The 18,133-nt window shown below is 46.4% G+C and carries 16 protein-coding genes; 13 read left to right on the top strand and 3 right to left on the bottom strand.

Features of this window, described 5'->3' with window-relative positions:
- The first annotated feature begins 4 nt into the window (after window positions 1-4).
- The 3 genes from RH949_RS09150 (at window position 5) to RH949_RS09140 (ending at window position 2,254) form a co-directional block, all read left to right on the top strand.
- Window positions 5-640, top strand: coding sequence for an ARPP-1 family domain-containing protein (locus RH949_RS09150; RefSeq protein ID WP_446352638.1), 636 nt, complete (start codon window positions 5-7; stop codon window positions 638-640).
- 61 nt (window positions 641-701) lie between these two features.
- Window positions 702-1,814, top strand: coding sequence for an RNA-guided endonuclease InsQ/TnpB family protein (locus RH949_RS09145; RefSeq protein WP_446352637.1), 1,113 nt, complete (start codon window positions 702-704; stop codon window positions 1,812-1,814).
- Between the two features lie 32 nt (window positions 1,815-1,846).
- Window positions 1,847-2,254 (top strand): hypothetical protein, encoded by a 408-nt coding sequence (locus RH949_RS09140; RefSeq protein WP_446352636.1) that lies wholly within the window; start codon window positions 1,847-1,849, stop codon window positions 2,252-2,254.
- Window positions 2,255-2,575: 321 nt separating this feature from the next.
- On the opposite strand, the gene RH949_RS09135 is transcribed toward RH949_RS09140, so the two are convergent.
- Window positions 2,576-3,586: a DUF932 domain-containing protein gene (locus tag RH949_RS09135; RefSeq protein ID WP_006102538.1), complete on the bottom strand. Its 1,011-nt coding sequence runs from the start codon at window positions 3,584-3,586 to the stop codon at window positions 2,576-2,578.
- A gap of 150 nt (window positions 3,587-3,736) precedes the next feature.
- Between RH949_RS09135 and RH949_RS09130 the strand changes: the two genes are divergently transcribed.
- Complete coding sequence (locus tag RH949_RS09130) at window positions 3,737-5,542, top strand: macro domain-containing protein (RefSeq protein WP_446352635.1); 1,806 nt, start codon at window positions 3,737-3,739, stop codon at window positions 5,540-5,542.
- Window positions 5,543-5,688: 146 nt separating this feature from the next.
- Here the strand turns inward: RH949_RS09130 and RH949_RS09125 are convergent, their stop codons facing one another.
- Window positions 5,689-6,600: a GDSL-type esterase/lipase family protein gene (locus RH949_RS09125; RefSeq protein ID WP_446352634.1), complete on the bottom strand. Its 912-nt coding sequence runs from the start codon at window positions 6,598-6,600 to the stop codon at window positions 5,689-5,691.
- Window positions 6,601-6,888: 288 nt separating this feature from the next.
- A complete protein-coding gene (locus RH949_RS09120; protein ID WP_006102424.1) occupies window positions 6,889-7,164 on the bottom strand; it encodes a hypothetical protein in 276 nt (91 codons plus the stop codon).
- Window positions 7,165-7,244: 80 nt separating this feature from the next.
- On the opposite strand from RH949_RS09120, the gene dnaX reads away from it, so the two are divergent.
- From dnaX to RH949_RS09075, 9 genes are all read left to right on the top strand, one after another.
- The gene (gene dnaX / locus RH949_RS09115; RefSeq protein WP_006102461.1) at window positions 7,245-8,384 is read left to right on the top strand and encodes a DNA polymerase III subunit gamma/tau; all 1,140 of its coding nucleotides are present in this window, start codon (window positions 7,245-7,247) and stop codon (window positions 8,382-8,384) included.
- Between the two features lie 229 nt (window positions 8,385-8,613).
- The gene (holA, locus tag RH949_RS09110; RefSeq protein WP_446352633.1) at window positions 8,614-9,543 is read left to right on the top strand and encodes a DNA polymerase III subunit delta; all 930 of its coding nucleotides are present in this window, start codon (window positions 8,614-8,616) and stop codon (window positions 9,541-9,543) included.
- Window positions 9,544-9,550: 7 nt separating this feature from the next.
- A complete protein-coding gene (gene dnaN / locus RH949_RS09105; RefSeq protein ID WP_446352632.1) occupies window positions 9,551-10,726 on the top strand; it encodes a DNA polymerase III subunit beta in 1,176 nt (391 codons plus the stop codon).
- A gap of 219 nt (window positions 10,727-10,945) precedes the next feature.
- A complete protein-coding gene (locus RH949_RS09100) occupies window positions 10,946-13,255 on the top strand; it encodes a hypothetical protein (protein WP_446352631.1) in 2,310 nt (769 codons plus the stop codon).
- Window positions 13,256-13,309: 54 nt separating this feature from the next.
- On the top strand, window positions 13,310-15,424 hold the full coding sequence (locus RH949_RS09095; RefSeq protein ID WP_446352630.1) for a DNA polymerase: 2,115 nt from the start codon (window positions 13,310-13,312) through the stop codon (window positions 15,422-15,424).
- 202 nt (window positions 15,425-15,626) lie between these two features.
- A complete protein-coding gene (locus RH949_RS09090; protein ID WP_006102462.1) occupies window positions 15,627-15,761 on the top strand; it encodes a hypothetical protein in 135 nt (44 codons plus the stop codon).
- A 61-nt stretch (window positions 15,762-15,822) separates the two neighbouring features.
- Window positions 15,823-16,077: a hypothetical protein gene (locus tag RH949_RS09085; RefSeq protein WP_446352629.1), complete on the top strand. Its 255-nt coding sequence runs from the start codon at window positions 15,823-15,825 to the stop codon at window positions 16,075-16,077.
- A gap of 18 nt (window positions 16,078-16,095) precedes the next feature.
- The gene (locus RH949_RS09080; protein ID WP_446352628.1) at window positions 16,096-17,418 is read left to right on the top strand and encodes a UvrD-helicase domain-containing protein; all 1,323 of its coding nucleotides are present in this window, start codon (window positions 16,096-16,098) and stop codon (window positions 17,416-17,418) included.
- Window positions 17,419-17,432: 14 nt separating this feature from the next.
- Window positions 17,433-17,903, top strand: coding sequence for a 3'-5' exonuclease (locus tag RH949_RS09075; protein ID WP_446352627.1), 471 nt, complete (start codon window positions 17,433-17,435; stop codon window positions 17,901-17,903).
- Window positions 17,904-18,133: the final 230 nt, after the last annotated feature.

Genomic DNA, 18,133 nt, shown 5'->3' with positions numbered 1-18,133 from the left:
ACCAATGACAAAGGACAAAAAACACCAATTAATTCCGCGTGGATTTGACCTATCTCCCTACGAATTCGGGAGTCCCCAGCAATCCGGCGCGATGACTGTTGTGCCATTATTTGGATTAGATCAAAACGACAAATTTACCAGTCCGCTTTCGGGTCTCAAGTTATCTAGAGTTACGGGCTACGGCAGTGTAGAACTTGCCAACCCAGCTTCGGCTCAAACCGAACCGGGGAAGGAAGGTTTGGCGATTGTGCCACTGCATATCGGTTATATCCAAGACCAAGCTCAAAATCATGCTCTGTGCCGTTCGGCTTTCATCGCTGTCGGTCAGCATCTGATGTTTTCCGATGCCTGCTGTGTGCAACAATCCCAAGGTGGCTATTTGGAAGAGCAACAGCAGTGGTTTTTCATCCTCCCCTTACCGTTGCGCTTTGCTGCGTTGCAATTGCGCGGTAAAAAGAGTTACAGCAAACTCTGGAATGATATTAGTCACCTGAACCAGCAGTTTGGCTTGCAACAGCGGGGTCATCTCGAACAGATTATTACTCGCCAACGGGCGTATTTGACTCAATATCAAAGCCGCTTTGAATTACTCAATGGTCAGACTGGGGCATTGTTTTTTATAGTATTTTCATTGAATTAACGTATATCAACTAAACATATAAAGTTTGTGATATACTCAGTCTACAACCAAAAAGACTGACATGAAAAGAACTGTTAGCATCCCAGTCAATCTTCCAAGTGAGCGGTTTCTACCACTCATGAGTGAGTGTGCTGAAATTTTTAATGCACACGTTGATTGGGCTTTGACTAACAGTTCATACAACAAAAATAAGGCACACAAGGAGCTGTATCACCTACTTAGGTTGCAGCATCCAAGTGTGCCTTCTGCTTTGTTACAGACTGTCAGGGATAACGCACTAGAGGCAATTAAAGCCACTAAATTTAAACGAGTCCCCAAGAAGAAACCAACATCAGGCTTACGTTACGACAAGCGAACCATGACTTTAAGAGGTCAACAGTTAACACTTAGTTGTATCGGCAAGCGTGTTAGTCTAATCTTGAATGTTCCTGATTATTTCAAGGAAATATTTGAAACCTGGGATTTTTGTGGAGCAACTTTAACCTATACCAAAAACACTAAGCAGTTTTGGGTAAGATTGGTATTTGAAGCAGCCGACGTTCCACAGGTGAAAGGAGTTATCCTTGGAATTGACCGAGGTTTGTATCATCAAGCTGTTACCTCTGACGGTCAATTTTTCAGTTCATCCAAAATCAGAGGTGTACAAAGACGTTACTTACACAATCGTCGTAAGCTCCAACAAAAAGGCACTCGTAGCGCTAAACGTCGTTTAAAAGCGATGTCGGGACACGAGAAGCGGTTCATGAAGGACACGAATCATTGTGTAAGCAAGAAGTTAGCCAACCAGCCAGGTGTAGTGGTCTTTGTACTTGAAGACTTGTCCAGTATTCGCACTCTGGCGAGGGGCAAGAAGATGAATAAATGGCTGGGAAATTGGGCATTCTATCAGCAAGAACAGTTCTTGAGCTATAAGGCAGAAGCATTAGGGAAGCGAGTAGTACATCAAGACCCTCGCTACACATCCCAGAAGTGCAATGTCTGCAAACACATCAAGCGGACGAATCGCAAAAAGTCTCGCTTCTGTTGTAAGAACTGCGGTCATCGAACTCACGCTGACCTTAATGCAGCTAGAAATGTCCGTGATGACTATATTCTCTCTTCTACCCAGAACGGGACGCAAGAGCAGGCGTCAGTCAATGCGCCATATGTTTCGGGCGAGATTACTCTCGCCTAGTTACAAGCCCCATCCCCTTGTGGGTGGGGCTGTTGACTCAAGATAAGTTAGTTGGAGTTGAAATTGCACCCAGTGTGGCTTATTTCCGAGAACTATGGATGCCTCTGGTGTGCTTCTGCTACGGTGTGGCGGCAATGTATGTTGAACAAATGCGGCTTAAGGACAAGGCTCCTCAGCCTATCCCCTTTGCGGCTCATACGTTGACACAGTTGCGTCAGCACCTGCATCAAAGCCGTCTAGAGAAACAGGAGCAAGTCCGCTATGGGTTAGCCCAAACTCCAGTGGAAACGTTCAATGTCCAAGAGGAAGAACGGTTCTGTGACTTCCGCTTGAAAACGGCGCTGGGTAAGAATTTTGCGGGTCAGTTTGTGGAAGAATCCGGGCAAGTGGTCTATGCTTCACTTTTTGCTAAACCTGAGTATTTGAGTCAAGCGGGTTGACACGGCTTCGGTAAATGTAGTATGATATATTACAAACGGAACTGAGTTAGGTACGCTGTGCAACCAACCCTGATGCCAAATTTGGGATGCTTGGAAAGAGCAAAAAATGCATGGTGTTATGCTAACCGCCTGTCCGGTCTCTAATTGGTTCAGCGCTCCTCTTTCTATTCAGCATGAGGAGTGCTGAGAACATAAATGCTGTTGGCTTTCATCTTAATCAAATTAATCAAATTAATCAAAAAAATAAAGGGCTTGCTGTCTGTTCCAGTTCATCATTGGTGCTGACAACAAGCCAATCATTTGTACGGGTGTAGGATATTATTAAGCCAAAGTGCTGGCACTCTGGGTAGAGCGATAGGAGAGAGTATGAGAGGCAGATGGGTGTGCATCTGGAGCATCATTGAGCATGGCTAAGGCGACCTGATGAGCCTTTGTGCGTAGGCGAGCGCCAGAGCCAAACCAGGTTGAAAACAGACGAGCGTCGGCGAGTGCTTCTCGCTGATGATCTAGCCATTCAGTAATGCTGTTGTAAGCATCCCAGAGTGTTTGACCTTGGTTCCCCCGTCCGCTCTCAAAGTTAGCCACGAGTTGTGACCAGGCTGGGTGTAAGGTTGGTTGTGTTGTACCCAAGACTCGTCCTATGTAGTCGGCGAGTAACTCAGTTGTGAGTTCCTTATGTGCCATGGCTTGGTATTCCTCGACGCTGTACTGGAATTCTTTCTGGGTTAGGTCGAGGATGTTATGGATATGTTCGAGTTGTTCGGTAAGGCTCAAAGAGTGAGGAATGCAGATGGCTTTCTTTTGCCATAAATCGCCGAAACGGAAGCGTGCAGCACCATTGAGGGTATTCCAACAGACAACGCGAACCGGGGTGAACTGCAGCCAAACGGCTGTTGAACCATCATGAGAGTTGTGAAGCAGCAGATAGGGACGAACGATATCGCCACTGATGATCTCGGCTTCAGTATTGATGAGTTTGGCGAGAATCCAAATGCGTTTTCCACCTTTGAGACTACCTGCGGCTTCTAACTGCACGCCGCCTCTCGAGAGGAGGGGGTCAAACCAGCGAAAGGCTTCTTCGTTTTGCAGGGGGGTGTAGTCATGGTTGACGATACCGAGAAACGCCTGATCGCGATCGCGCCGCAGCTTTTTCTTGAGAATAATCTCTGAAGAATTCCCTTCAACCTGATATAAGGGTTCTTCAATGACTCGCCAATTCAATCCGGCTTCAACAATCGCTTGTTCAGTCGTTGGCGGATTTTGCAAGACGGTGCCAAGTTTATGCCAAGCGGCTTGATGGACAAAAAATCCTGACTCAAATTTGTGTGACATGAGCGAACTCTCCTTTGAAGAGATTGTGAATGATTTCTAGCTATTGGTTAGAGTGGCTCTCAACAATTGGTTCTAATTAGAGTTTATAATTCAAGGATATGTTTCCCTGATCCGGCTTGATGTCCCCTTTAAACAATAAGGTAACATCCCATGAACGCCCCACAGATTGAATTTGTTCCCCTGCGCGATGCGGTGAGTACAGAGGCTCTGACAACCCTAGATGTACTGGTTAAAATTGTTCCGCCACAGCCAGAGGCTAACCTAAAACGACCCGAACTTAATCTGGGTTTAGTGATTGACCGTTCCGGTTCGATGGCAGGGAAGAAAATCGCTTATGCCCGTCAAGCGGCGTGTTATGCGGTGCAGCAACTCCTGGGGAGCGATCGCGTGAGTGTAACGATTTATGATGATATCGTCGAAACCCTGATCCCCAGTACCCTCGCCACGGAAAAGAATTACATTACCCGTCAGATCGAATGGATTCACCCCAGAAACATGACCGCCCTCCATGATGGCTGGGTTGAGGGCGGTAAGCAAGTGAGTCAATATTTGAATCCTGAGGGATTGAATCGGGTGATTTTGCTCTCAGATGGACTAGCCAACAAAGGGCAAACCAATGCTGACGCGATCGCCTCTGATGTCTATGGATTGGCACAACAGGGTGTGAGTACCACCACAATGGGGGTTGGGGATGATTACAACGAAGATTTGCTGGAGGTGATGGCGAATAGTGGGGATGGGAATTACTATTACATTGACACTCCTGAACAACTGCCAGAGATTTTCCAAACTGAACTGCACGGCTTAATGGCAACCATGGGGCGGGAGGTGCGCCTAGGGATTGAACCACAAGCAGATGTGGACGTGGTTGATGTCTTTAATGATTTGGATGTCTCCCCTCAGGGTGAGTTCAAGTTACCCAATTTGGTCAAGGGTAACCCTTTTGTGGTTGTGGTGCGGCTCAAGGTGCCACCCATGAGAGCAACCGACAGTGCCAACCTCTGCAATTTCCGTTTAAGTTGGGATGAACCCGAACAGAAGGAACGACAACGGATACGGCAGATGTTTCAACTGCCCGTCGTCGCGGCGGCTGCTTTGGCTGAATGTCCCCTGAATCCAGAGGTGCAGCAACAGGTGGTGCTGATGAGTGCAGCACGTGCTAAGAAGGAAGCGGTGCAAAAAGTGGATGAGGGAGACTATACAACCGCGAGCCAATTGCTACAAACCGCCCGGAAACAAGTGTTAGCCGCCCCGGCATCCCCTTTGATGGAACAAGAGGCGATCGCGTTAATTGATTTGGATCGGGATCTTCAGTCACGACGGGTGCAACAATTCCGCAAAATGTCTACTTACCAGTCTCATAGAAGTCGCCGCAGTATGAGCCAGTCTACTTATCATGACTATCAAGTGCAGCGGAGTCAACGCTATCGGGGGCAGAATTTACCCGATGATCTGCGGGGTCGAATTGAGGTGATTCAGGGGGATATTACGAAGCAACGGGTTGATGCGATTGTTAATGCTACGGATAATTATCTGTCGGGTAGTGGTGGTGTTGATGCGGCAATTCACCGGGCGGCTGGATCGGGGCTAAAGAAAGAATGTGAACAGCTCCACGGTTGTAAGACGGGTGAGGCGAAGATTACCCGTGGCTATAATCTGCCAGCTCGATGGGTGATCCATACAGCCGGTCCAGCCTGGCAGGGGGGTCATCAGGGAGAGGATCGGATGCTAGCTCTATGTTATCAGAACTGTCTAACGTTGGCAGAGCAATACTCGATTAAAACCATTGCCTTCCCAGCGATTAGTACAGGGTTTCTGGGCTTTCCAAGTGATTGGGCATCCCGAATTGCCTGCTCGCAAGTCAGAACATTTTTACAGAGAAATTCTGCGATTGAGAAGGTGGTTTTTGTTTGCTTCCAGCAGCGGGATTTTGATTGCTATTTAAATAGCGTTTAATCGGGCGTTACTCCGGTACAGATTGATAAAAATAAAAGGCGATCGCTATCCAATGAATTGGTAAACATATTTGCTCCACTCAGGTTAATCCCCGCCAACCTCCGGTGCAGATGTTCCTTGAGTAGCTCACCGTTGTTCCCTTGATCTTAAGGATGGCTTAAGATGGCTGTATAATACAGTTCCTGCTGCCAAATCCGGTAAGCTAGAGGGGTTAAATGAATGCCATCAGTGGTTAATTCCGGTCGCAGTTGATTGTCACGACCGAGAAATAGTGCATAGAGATTGAGGTAGTTGGCTTGTTGTTGAACGGCGATCGCGGCGATTTGTTCATTGAGGTGGTGAATGCGATCGCTTGATTGAATACTTACTCGAGTGGGTAGAATCGACTGGACGATAATTTGAGCTTGGGGGTGAGTTTGGCGCAGGCGATACAGAATTTGATGGATAGTATTGAGAATTTGTTCGTCGCTGACCCCTTGGCGTAGGTCGTTTGTTCCCGCCATGACATAGATAATATCGGGTTCAGTGTGGGCAAAGATAGAGAGTCGGTTGAGGATTTGAGTGGAATTTTCACCGGAAATACTCTGATTGAGCCACAAGTATCCTTCGGGTAGATAGTCTGGAGGGAACCACAGACTCAGGGAATCGCCGACTAAAAGGGCTAGACGGTTGTCACCCTGTCCTTTGACAACGGCTTGGGCTTCTTGGGCGAGGAGATTTTTCCACTGTTGGTGAGTGGGTTTGGGGAGTTTTCCGGTTTCAGGAGGCTCGATGAGATGTTTGGGGTGTGTGTAAATTTTCCCCGCCTTTAGCGATGCCCGTCGCTGGTAATATAATTGAGTGCCAGAGGTGGGAGCGATCGCTAAAGGTGAGGGAGTTGGTTTGGGTTGATTGGTACTGATGGGGGTTGGAGTCGCCGTTTGGTTGGGTTGTAACGAGGGCGCGGCGATAGTGGGAGTTGTTTTCGGCTGTCGGTTAGTCGCCGTTCCTTGAAAAGCGTACAGTCCAGCACACAGTATAACTGTGGCAATTCCTAAACAACTGAGGATGTTTTTCATCGTTTGATTGCATCACCAAAAACCCTTTCACTCTCGTTAGTACGTCTAGCGGTTTGGAGCTTATGCACTTCTTGGGAGGGGCAAGATGAGATGGATGAAGCAAGATCGCCCTGTACAACACAAAGGCGATCGCATGTTTAGACTCCGCACAGAGCCGGGTTGGTTTTATCCGATAACGGCTAAGGTTAACTAAGGTGTGGGAATTAATTGAAAACTTGAGAAAAATTCAGGGGGAAGCAAATCTGCACTTGATGCGGTGTAGTTACTAGACCGACATTCTAACCAGCTTTACCAGGTTTTTGTTGCATGATAAACGCCTTGGTCATCCTGAGTAATGATTCCTTTTTGCAGCAAAGCCTCCACATTAAACTTAACCGTAGGAGAATCGGGTTTCAATTTTCGTGACCAATAGGGGGCAGTCTGGCGCACTTTCCTTAACAAAGCCAGCCAACTCATGGGAGAATCTTGCAAAAGTATTACAATGAGTTCCTGTAACTTCTTGGATTGTCTGAATATTCTTTTCTTTTTTGTCTTCTTCGTCTTCTTCGTCTTGGGTTCATTCATCTTTACTTTCCTCCAGCCATTAGATTTAACTATTCCCGGCGACTGCCTTGAAAACACGAAGATTCAAACGCTACATAACGATGACATCTCAACAATCCTACCAACCTTGGCATCTAAAATACCGCCCTCAAAACCTATCTGAGCTAGTTGGTCAACCCCTAATTGTCAGAACCCTAACCAACGAACTCAAAACGGGAAACCTACCCAACGTCTTCCTATTCGATGGTCCACGAGGAACAGGGAAAACCTCCACCGCCCGAATTTTCGCCAAATCTCTTAACTGCCTATCATCGAGCCAACCAACCCTCACCCCCTGTGGCACCTGTTTGAGCTGCCGCAGCATCTGTTCAGGCAGTAACTTGGATGTCCGAGAACTGGATGCCGCCAGTAACAATGGTGTCGATGATATCAGGGAACTGATTAATTACAGCAAACTGTCAACAACTAATCGCTACCGTATCATCTATCTAGATGAGTGCCAAATGTTGAGCCGCTCTGCCCAAAATGCGGCTCTCAAGCTATTTGAAGACCGACTTCCCAATACTATTTTCATTCTGGCAACAACTGAATCTGAAAAACTCTTAGATACTATTATCAGTCGCTGTCAACATTTCCAATTCCGCCGTCTCTCCACCCAAGATATCACAGAACGATTAAGCCAAATAACTCTAAATGAGAAAATCTCGGCTAACCCTGAAGCTCTCCGGCTAATTGCTCAGCATTCTCAAGGAGGTATGAGAGATTCGGTACAACTGTTAGAGCAACTGGCGATGAGTACGAATGGTAAGATTGAACCTCACCATGTCCGGGACGTCATTGGCAGTATTCCGGCTGATTCCTTAGTAGACCTTTGTGTTTCTATTTTCCAGGATACACCCCAAAGACTTCACAATCTGATGGCGCTGTCTAACCAACTCAACGATGAGGGAGTAGAACCCGTTCACTTAGTCAAAGAACTCCTCGCCATTCACCGAGACTTGCTGGTGTTTCAACTTTCCCAAGACACTAATTCTCTCAAACAAGGTAAAGTTCCCTTCGCCAGCCTGATTGACCTGTCTTCCATCGAATCTCTATCCCAGCTTGTCTCCATCCCAGAAATACACCATCGGCTCCTAACCCTAGAAGCCGCAGCGTTAAGCATTCAACAATCCTCTAACCCTTTAATCGGGCTGGAAATTTGCCTGCTGCAACTTGCCTATCCTTGTTTAGGAAAGGAATGACACTTGCCGTAAAAGAGAGGGGGAATTGAGTTCACTATTCCCCACCTTTCTTAAGCTATAGCGCTATCGCGTTGCGGGAATAGGGAATAGGGAATGAGGAATAGTGAAGAAAAAAGCTTACCTGACAAGGGATTGACCCTAACGCATTTCTATTGTGTATTCCCTGTTGCCTTCCTTGGGATTGAAGTATCCCCATCTAAATACCGAATAGCTTACCTTACTAGTCTCTATGAAAGCTTTCACTCTCACAGGAAATGATACCTATCGAATCACGCAGTTCATCCAACAACAGAAGCATAATTTAGATCCAATTTGGGCAATTTTCAATGTTAATAACTTCTCCTTTGACCAACTAGAAGCCGCCCTGATGTACGCCCAGACTCTGCCTTTATACGGTCAAGAAAAGCTTCTAGTTATTCGAGGCAAAATTACAGCAAACCACTTTGAATTGCTCAACACCCTGCTGTCTCTAAATACACCCTCAACTGTTGTTCTGATTACTCCACTCGACACCCGGACTCGCATCGGCCAACTCATCAAACGTGCAACAACTGTCAAACAATTTAATTGTACGCCTTCCTGGAAAATCAATGAACTGGCGACTAACGTTCAGCAAGAATCACGCACTCTGGGAGTCAACCTACCTCTAGCCGTTGCTACCTACATTGCCAGCGCTACAGGTTCTAACAGCGCTCGCACGACTCAAGAACTGGAAAAATTAGCCACCTGTCGCGGTGAGGAAACTCTCACCTTTGGTGAAATCAAACAGCTAATCCCTAACCTCAACCATTCAACCCTAGAACTTGCCAACGCCCTCAAACACAAAGACGTTCTGCAAGTGAACCAACTAAGCCAACAGTTACTTTCGGTGGGAGAACCCCCCCTCAAAATTACAGCCACCCTGCTAACCTTCATTCGGACTTGGTTAAAACTTAAAGCGGCATTAAAGGCTGGAATCCGCAGCGACAAAAATTTAACAACTGCTACAGGTGTTTATAACCCTAACCGCTTGTACTTCCTCAAGCAGGACATTCAAGGACTCTCAACCTCATGGCTGATCAAAAGTGCGATCGCGCTATTTAATCTCGAAGGTGAAATCAAACAAGGACTACCCTCGGATTATTTTACCACCCGTCTCCTGACTCTGCTTACCTATTAGAAAAACAATGAAACTAACTTGCTCCTCTGTTGACCTACAAACTCACCTTTCTCTCTCCTGTCGTGCGGTTCCATCTCGACCCTCTCACCCCATTTTAGGTAATATACTCCTATCTGCTTGCTCAGACACGCAACAGATACACTTAACAGCGTTTAACCTCAGCTTGGGAATCAAAACCCGTTTCCTGGCTCACATTGAAACGGGAGGTCAGGTTACTATCCCAGCTAAACTTTTCCAGGATATCGTGTCCCATCTGCCCGAGGGAGACATTACAGTTTCGGTACAACCTGAACCCCAGGAAACAGAAGATGCTGACCCCAGTTGGATGATTACCCTAACCCACGCTAGCGGACGATACCAATTCAAAGGCACAAACCCGGAAGACTTTCCCCAACTGCCTGCTATTAATGGGGGACATTCCCTTCAAATTCCTACGTCATCGTTAAGCGAGGGAGTGCAAAGTTCCTTGGTTGCCACTAGCACGGACGAAGCCAAACAGGTTCTGTGTGGCGTTCACCTTACCGTACAACCCGATTCTCTGGAATTTGCGGCAACTGATGGTCATCGACTTGCGGTAGCGCAGACGGCGACTCAGGTGACGGAGACGGAAACCACTGATGAGGCACAAGCGGAACCAACCCAACTGACGATTCCCACCAAAACCCTCACTGAGTTAGACCGGATACTTTCCACCTCCAAGCCAGAAAATCCAATTGCCCTCTATTACTGCCAAGGTCAAGTGATCTTTGATGCTCAATCAGCCTATTTGACTAGCCGTACTTTAGAAGGGCAATATCCAGAATACCGCGCCTTGATTCCTAAAAAATTCAAAAATCACATTACGGTCGAAAAACGTCAGCTACTAAAAGCCCTGGAACGGATTGCCATATTAGCTGATCCTAAGAACAAAGTGATCCGATTGACCCTTGACAAAAAGAACCAACACGTTCTCCTGACAACCGCCACAGAAAATGGCACGGGTCAGGAAGTGATTCCCGCACAAATTTCCGGGAAAGACCTAGAAATTGCCTTCAACAGCCAGTATCTCATTGAGGGTCTAAAAGTTACCAAAACTTCTGATATCCGACTGCAAATTAATGAGACCCATTCCCCGGCTATTCTTACCCCATTAGGGGGACAAAATCTCACGTATTTATTAATGCCTGTGCAAATTACGGGTTGAAAAATTAAGACTTTTTCCCACACCCTACAGCTAGTACAAGAAGGCAGAAGTCCGAAGGCAGAGGGGTTCTGGAACCTCATCCCTAATCTGATGAAGTAACCCTTCTGCTCTGTTCTGGCTGGTTGCGGCTGTGTCAGCTAGATGCATTGGGGTTTTTCCTAGAAAGTCTTTGCTCGCTATCGCTCGTATGGAAGCGATTACACTCTCACGGTATAAATTATGAGCGAAAATGTTCTCAAACTTCCCGTATACGACTTATACCAACAAGACTATCTGCCAACTGAAGTTGTGTACTATAATACCCTACTCCAGTATTTATATCCCGATGCTAAATTCGCCATCGGCGACGTGTCAGGATTTATTGAAAAAGAGGATAGTCCCGGCGCGATCGCGAGTCTGGAGAAGGGGTGGGAAACCTTCAAACTTTCTGGTGCAACGAACTCCCGCCGCTTGGGTCGGGCGATATTTGCCCAATCTGAAGAGGACTCAACTCCCGACCATTTTCTACGCTTACTGGGAAGCAATCGGGCGGCGGCTAATTATGGTAGTAACTTGACGACGGAATGTCAGCTAATTACTACCCTGACGCTGAGAATCCGTATCGTCGAGGATGGTAAATTCAGAACGGGGGATTGCCACGCCAAGGCATCGGCACTCTTGTTTAAGACTCTGGGACTGCAAGCCTATGTGCCGTTCCAATTCCGTGCTGTAGACCCCGACAAATGTTGGCTCACTAAAGGTACTATTGCCTACCTGCCTTCCTTAGACAGTGACCCGAATGGAGTATCCTTGGTTATCCCTCGCTCCTGCTTCAAGGGTAATAACCCCGGACGCAATGGCATCAGAGCGCCCAAAGCCCTGGTCTTTGGCGTGGTTCAACTGGCGCCCCGGAATCCGGGCAAACGCTGGGGAAGCGCTAACAGCAGCTATTCTTGTATCCAGTTCTTACCGTGGGACGCCGTTAAGCGTGATATTGTACCCGACACGCTCAAAGCTGTGCGGGAACTCAATGAATTAAGTAGCGATCGCACGCATCTGTTAGAATTCTTAACGGCTAAAGTCTCCGGCACTTCCACGCCCGAACTGCTACAAATTCTCCACCATGACACCCATAGTATCCTGACCACCCACCCGCGAGTCGTCAAGCACACCCTGGAATTGATGCGCGAGTACCTCGTGGGACTGGCAACGGGGGGAAGCCTTAAGTTTAACACCAGCATGACTATGCCCGACGAGCAACTCGAAGACGGGGAAGTCTGTATTCCTGGCATTCCTGATGGCACAGAGATAGTGGGCTTCCGCTATCCCATGCGCTGGCGCTATGATTGGAAAGTCTGGGTCAACCGCGCCCTTGACCGCTGGCAGAACTTTGATGGGATTATTGCGGCATCAGAGAAAACGTGGCGTGAAATTGGGGGTGACTGTGATGGAGACTTGGTCTGTTGGAAACCAGCCCAAAGGCTTCCCAACGTGGCGGCTGCGATTAAGACCTTTGCTCAAGCACCACAACTGACCAAAGACAAGGAAATCCTGGATGGCAGTTTAGCGGAGATTACTGTTCGGGCAATGAGCAACAATGTGGGACTCATCTCCTACCTGATTGCCAAAGCCAATGCCATAGGTCGCTCCGATATTGTAGAGGAATTAGCTCAACAACTGCAAATTGAGGTCGATAGCCTCAAACACGCCGCCAAAGCAGACCCAACTGTGATCTCAAACGCCCAAAAAGCGATGGGATACAACCGCGTCCCCTGGCTGTCACACTACAGGAACCGCGATGTCTATGTGAAGACGCCGCTACCGGTCAACGAAGGGGCTACAGATACCATCTCTCAACTTGTAGGCGAGGTCAACCAACTGTTCATCCCGCCTCAGTTCCGGATGGCGAACTTGCGAACTTTCATCAACTTGTTTCCTGACAAAGTGCCTAACTCCTGGCTTGTAGCGGCACAACGACGGGTCGAAGAGTTCGCCCAGGATGTGCAAAGGGCTGTTGCTCCGGCTAAACCCTACAAAGAACGTAATCAAAGAGTCCCACGCACGGTACAGGACAAAATTGATGAGAATCTTAAGGGAGTAACTGACAAATACAGAAGCCTGTTGGATAACTGTAAAACACAGCAACAACGTCGCCAGGTTATTGCCGCCTTGTGGCAAGTCCAGCACCGTAATAATACCACGAAACGTTCCACCGCCCTCGTCTTCTTGGTTGGACTGCCCTTTATCCTCGATGTCCTAGACAACCCACCTATTCACACCTTCAAGCTGATTGGACTTAAGGGTTCTGACTATCCCGACACCTTATTCAAGGGGGAAACACTCCAAGTTAAGGTGGATTCGGATTCGCGCTTTGGTAACTATCTGGTTGCCCGGGATACATCGGGTAAGGTTCTGGGAACGTTCACGGAGATTGATGGGATACCCGTTAATCTCGGTCAAGAATTCCGGCTGAAACTCTACACCCGATTCTCTAAAGCTAACAAACCAACTCGAATTGACGCTTTTGTTATCGGGAAGTCTGCGGCTTAATTACCCAATAGCCTCCATAACTGGGGGCTGATTTTTTTTACGACTCAATTCAGCATGACTCAATTCTACCAGTATAAATTGAATCTTTTTCCTGAAGCTTCACGGCAAGATAATATAATCGGTCTAGAGAACCAAGGATTGAATCAGGCAATAGGTCTTTTTCAACAATCTCCCCGATTTGGATTTGACCTAGAAACTTTTTATCGGGCATCCACTCCAGCAATTGCACCGGAAACGGGAGAGATTCGCTTAATTCAGATAGCTATAGAACAACCTGCTGTCCAAGTAATAGTAATAGATTTGGGTTGGACGGCAAAAGAACGCTCACGTATTCATCAGAAATTAGAGTCTCTGGGGTTCTGGACAACGCTTCAAGAACGATTAGCGAATCCCCAGGTTGAAGTGGTTGGACATTCCCTAGATTTTGAGCAGCGATGGATGTTGGCTAAGTATAATTTTCCCATCCGTAACCTCCGAGATACTAAACTTATGTCCCAAGTTTACTGGGCTGGACTAGACCCTTGGTTGTTAAAACAGCACGGGAAACCCCACAGTTTAGAAAGTGTTTGTTTGCGACTGGGAATCTCTATCGATAAATCCCGACAAACCTCTGACTGGGGTTGGGGGGATTTAGGCAATGGGCAATTGAGTAATAATCAATTCAATTATGCCGCCAATGATGCTTCTATTACGATTAAGGTACATGATTTATTAGAGCCTCGGCTCAAAGAAATTGGGGTTTGGACTAGCTATTTAATCGAGTGTGCCGCGTCACCGGCTTTTGCTCAAATGTCTCACTACGGGATGCCTGTGGATGAAGGGGTGTTGGCTGATGTCACTGTTGCTTACGAGGCAGCTTATCAATCGTTGGTGGAGCAACTGGGTGGAACGTTTTCTGAGTGTCTTCCTCATCTTTATTCACCGAAGAAGTTAATTGCTCTGATCAATAGAAGGTTTCGGGTTACGCTCAAATCAGCTAATGTTGATGATTTAAGTAAGTTCTGGGGGATTCCCGAAGTACGTTTAATTAGCGTTATCAAGACAACTAAAACCTATGTTGATTATCTACATTCTATTCAGGCTCAAGTAAGAAATGGCTTTGTTAGAGGAAAGTATACCCAAATCAATCGCAAGGGATTTGGTCGCAGTAGCTGTTCTGAACCGAATTTACAGAATCCTCCTTCACCGACTACATTTCCTCCTGAGTTAACGCCCTACAATTTGCCACCTATTCGCTCGGTATTCCGCACTCATTCAGGATGTATTGGTGTTTGGTGTGATGCGTCTAAGCTTCATGCTAGAGTGGCAACTCAAGCGTCACTTGACCCGGAGTTAATTGCCCGATTTAATAGCCCTCACGGGGATATTTTTTGCACAATTGCTGAGAAATTATCCCAGTTGGAGGGTATGGGGTCGGATTGGACCGAAGAGAATATTAGGCGATGGACGTTAGATAAACACCACGTTAATTATGGACAGGCTTCTCGTTTACGAGCTATGTCTAAGTCGGTTCACTATGGGTCGCAGAATCTGCAAGGATGGCGCACGTTGCAAAAGACAATCCGGACTAAATCTGGAATTGTTTTATCGGATGAGAGTGCGAAAAATTCGATTAAAGCTTGGAGGCAAACTTATAAGGTTCTGGCTTCTTTTCAGCACTCTATTGTTGAAAAAGCGAATCATAATTTGCCATCGGTGTTAGGGATTCATCTAATACAATCGCGTAGTAAATTCGGTTTGGGCTATGTCCGTTGTCTAACGGGTCGCGGTGTGTTTCTCCCTAAATGGCGGCAAAACGTTGAAGATGGTAGGGAGCCGAAGATAGAGGGCAAATGGAAAAAGCCGAATGGTCTATATTCTACGTTGGTTTCAGTGAAAAGTCCAGATGCTAATGCGGCTTACTGGACAATGTGTGAAGCTGATATTATTAAAACCTTTTTGGCGTACTGTGTAGCGGCTTTTGATGCTCATCCTGAATGGGAAGCTTGGGTGGGTAATTGCTGTCATGATGAAGCGGACATTTTTGGTAAAGAAGAATTTGGTGTTGAAATAGCTAGTGCTGTGCAAATGGCGATGGAACGGGCGATGAGAATAGTCATTAAGGATATTCCGGTTTCTGAGGATGAATGTCCAGAACGTCTCTTAGGAAACTGTTGGACTGACAAATAGATACTCTCAACCCAATGCTCTACTCCCAAGGCTTTTCCCTGCCAATTTTACCTCCAACGACCTACGCTTGGTATCAAAAATGCGATGAAAAAGTGACCTCAACAGGCAATTTAACCCCTTTCGTTTTGTTCGAGATTTCCCAGTTTATCTGCTTCGCCCCAACCTGACAAGAACAGCATTACAAAATCAAAATCCCCTGGGGATGGACATCTGGAATTGTCCACCACTCGGTTCCCAACTCGACGATAGTCCAAGTCTTTCTTCCCGAATTTTCAGTATTCCTCTGCAAGGGTTAGGAATTGGTCAACAGTTAGCTTGGCTCAAAACCCATCGGTAATGGGTGAGCGACTGCTTTCCAAAACGCGCCTACACGATTAGAGATTTTTAGAGTAGTACTCATGAGCGACAATATTCTCCGCCAAATTAGACAAGAACGCCATGCTCAATGGTATCAACAAAATACAGCGATAATCGAATCCGCTCAAATTCCCTTTAAATGGGCTGGTCAACAGAAAGTTACGATGCTATTTCGCGAGGAAAATAAGCCGAAAGTGGATTTTTATCCTCACACAGGACGTTGGCGGGTAGCGGGTGTGAAAAAGACATCATCAGTCAGTCCCGAATATGCCGTATTTTCTAGCAATAGTTGTTGAATTCATCTTTATCAAATCATGCTGCAAAAGCTAACCCCATCACCTTATCAAACCTGTATCCTTAACGCTGTCTCCCAAAACTTAATTCTACCCATTAAATCAGGAATCGGTGTCATCGCTTTAGCCGGAACGGGAAAATCCACACTGATTACTCTAATTGCTGAAACGATTCAGAAGCAGGGGCTTCAGCCGGAAGAGATGGTTGTCCTAGTTTTTGGGACTAAAAATAAAGACGATTTAAGGAAGTCTATCCAATCAAAATTGGGGACAAAGTGGGGTCGAACTGTCCGAACTATTCATTCTTTAGCTTATTCTATATACAGGGAGGCTTTGAATGTCAGTACTGCCAAGGTTAACCCCTACAAATATGAAACTATTGCCTCTAAGTTAGGCTGGATTACCGGGAATGTTGGCGGATTAGGACGACTCGTTGCCAATTCGGACTATCCGGCGATTCTTAATGAGAAAGCCTTTATCAAACTGTTGGAACTCTTACGCCTATACGCCTACCAACCCAACCCAGAAAATATCCAAACCCTCAACCAAACTTACAACCTATCAGTTACTGACCTCCATCGAGTCGCTCAAGCGGCGAAAGACTGCTTAGACAGAGGGGAAGAAGAGGCTCTATTTAGAAACCAAATTGACAAAACTGATATGGTCTGGATTCCCTGGAAATGCCAGGAGATTCCGTTTTTTAAAGGTGCGATCGCGAGATTAAAAAATCGCCTCAAAGTTATCCTCATAGACGAAGCTCAAGATGTTGATAACCTTCAGCTTTCTCTGCTGCAACTTCTAATCACCCCATCCCAATCTTTCTTGATTGCCGTTGGTGATCCTAATCAATCAGTATACCATTTTCGAGGGTGTTTAACTGATGGACTGGCAAAGATTATGTCTCGCTTCAATTGCCAAGTATTTGAGAGTCCCCTCAATTACCGCTGCGGTCAGCTTCACCTCCAACTCGTCAGAGATATATTCCCACACATCCCTATCCAAGCTCACCCGAATGCTCCTCAAGGGGAAATCCGAATTATTTCCAGCGCTGACTTATTAAAATGCTTCACCGACTCCACTCTCACCTATTTAATAGTAAGCCGGAAAAACTCGACTCTCATTCAAAGCGCTATCCGAATTATTGCCACCGGAAAAACTGCCACTATAAAAGACGAAAAAGCCGGAGATTATTTGTTCAAAGAAATAAAGCGCATCGCCGAAAAGCCATATAATCCCCTAACTTTTGAACACAAACTGGACGTTTACGCCGCCAAAACTCGTCATTTTCTCGAACAGTCTCCAGATGCTCCAACCCGACTAGCAGAATTTGCCGACTTTATATAGCAATCCTAAATAGGATGCAACAAGTAGACGGCTTGAAATCAAGGTATAGCAAGGGTTTCAGTTTTGAAAATTGCCACAATCAATTTAGGATTGCTATAGAAAGTATCCGCACCCTTTACGATACTTACAAACCTGCCACGCTGCAAAAGTGGCAAACAACGATTAATCAAATTTTCAACTCCAAGAAGTCTACATCCATTCACTTACTCAGTATTCACAGTGCTAAAGGTGCAGAAGCTGAAGTCGTTTTCCTCCTCTATCCAGAGGAGATCCCCTTTACCCACTCCCAACAATCTCTAGAAGAACTTCAACAGGAGTGGAATACTCTCTACATTGCTCTAACCCGAATCAAAGCTAATCGAAATCCTGGAAGTGGCATTCTGTATCTCGTTTTAAAAGAGAGAGATTGTACTGTCTATCCTGACTGGCTTCCTCAAGCCTATCGACAGTTATATAACTTCGACAAACCTGTCAATTCGATTTAGTTGAATATTTGGTATCGGAAAGCCTGTTCTAGGCTTGAGGAGCCGAGCCAACACTTACTTTTTTCTTCCCCAGAGTCTTACTCCTGAAGGGGTGACAAGCAGCTCAAAAGCTTGACAGGAAAAGCGTTTCACCCCTCTTCCCCTCAAAAAGAATGTAAGTTATTGACAGGCTTATTGAGAATGAATACGTGAATGAGAATGATAATCATCTAGGTGACTCACAGCGAGTC

Source organism: Coleofasciculus sp. A1-SPW-01 (assembly GCF_040217205.1).
Lineage (GTDB): Bacteria > Cyanobacteriota > Cyanobacteriia > Cyanobacteriales > Coleofasciculaceae > Coleofasciculus > Coleofasciculus chthonoplastes_A.
This window is presented reverse-complemented; position numbering and strand designations above follow the sequence as displayed.

Bases quoted from the DNA above. Each gene is read 5' to 3' on its own strand.
- RH949_RS09150 (WP_446352638.1), top strand. From the start codon at position 5: ATGACAAAGGACAAAAAACACCAATTAATTCCGCGTGGATTTGACCTA.
- RH949_RS09145 (WP_446352637.1), top strand. From the start codon at position 702: ATGAAAAGAACTGTTAGCATCCCAGTCAATCTTCCAAGTGAGCGGTTT.
- RH949_RS09135 (WP_006102538.1), bottom strand. From the start codon at position 3,586: ATGTCACACAAATTTGAGTCAGGATTTTTTGTCCATCAAGCCGCTTGG.
- RH949_RS09130 (WP_446352635.1), top strand. From the start codon at position 3,737: ATGAACGCCCCACAGATTGAATTTGTTCCCCTGCGCGATGCGGTGAGT.
- RH949_RS09125 (WP_446352634.1), bottom strand. From the start codon at position 6,600: ATGAAAAACATCCTCAGTTGTTTAGGAATTGCCACAGTTATACTGTGT.
- RH949_RS09120 (WP_006102424.1), bottom strand. From the start codon at position 7,164: ATGAATGAACCCAAGACGAAGAAGACGAAGAAGACAAAAAAGAAAAGA.
- dnaX (WP_006102461.1), top strand. From the start codon at position 7,245: ATGACATCTCAACAATCCTACCAACCTTGGCATCTAAAATACCGCCCT.
- holA (WP_446352633.1), top strand. From the start codon at position 8,614: ATGAAAGCTTTCACTCTCACAGGAAATGATACCTATCGAATCACGCAG.
- dnaN (WP_446352632.1), top strand. From the start codon at position 9,551: ATGAAACTAACTTGCTCCTCTGTTGACCTACAAACTCACCTTTCTCTC.
- RH949_RS09100 (WP_446352631.1), top strand. From the start codon at position 10,946: ATGAGCGAAAATGTTCTCAAACTTCCCGTATACGACTTATACCAACAA.
- RH949_RS09095 (WP_446352630.1), top strand. From the start codon at position 13,310: ATGACTCAATTCTACCAGTATAAATTGAATCTTTTTCCTGAAGCTTCA.
- RH949_RS09090 (WP_006102462.1), top strand. From the start codon at position 15,627: ATGGACATCTGGAATTGTCCACCACTCGGTTCCCAACTCGACGATAGT.
- RH949_RS09085 (WP_446352629.1), top strand. From the start codon at position 15,823: ATGAGCGACAATATTCTCCGCCAAATTAGACAAGAACGCCATGCTCAA.
- RH949_RS09080 (WP_446352628.1), top strand. From the start codon at position 16,096: ATGCTGCAAAAGCTAACCCCATCACCTTATCAAACCTGTATCCTTAAC.
- RH949_RS09075 (WP_446352627.1), top strand. From the start codon at position 17,433: ATGCAACAAGTAGACGGCTTGAAATCAAGGTATAGCAAGGGTTTCAGT.